Here is a 331-nt window from a genome sequence, read left to right as displayed (position 1 = left end):
GCGTTTCCAGAAGAACCAGCGCCAGTCCAAATCCACGGATTACATCCTGCTGAGCGGCAGCCTGGTTGCCGAGGCCGACTGGCCGCTGGAGCAGACGCTCTCGGTCAAAGACTACGTCAACTGGAACGCGGTCTCCGGCGCGACCCGCTATGTGGTGGAAGAGAGCGCGGACGGCGTGACCTGGACTACGGTGTACGACGGCAGTCAGGGGAACTGGACTTCGTTGGCGAGGCCGGCGGGCACCTATTCGTACCGCGTGACCGCTTGCACGGCGGACGGTAACTGCACTGCGGCTTCGAACGTGACGCATGACCAGCGGCCTGCGGTGGAT

General features: G+C 64.0%; 1 pseudogene. It reads left to right on the top strand.

From position 1 onward, the window contains the following. Positions 1-331 (top strand): annotated as a pseudogene (locus D183_RS25155) (RHS repeat protein); the annotation flags it as partial.

Source organism: Xanthomonas sp. SHU 199, from assembly GCF_000364665.1.
GTDB lineage: Bacteria > Pseudomonadota > Gammaproteobacteria > Xanthomonadales > Xanthomonadaceae > Xanthomonas_A > Xanthomonas_A sontii.
Note: the sequence above shows the minus strand (reverse complement) of the source record. Positions and strands in the feature narration are given on the sequence as shown.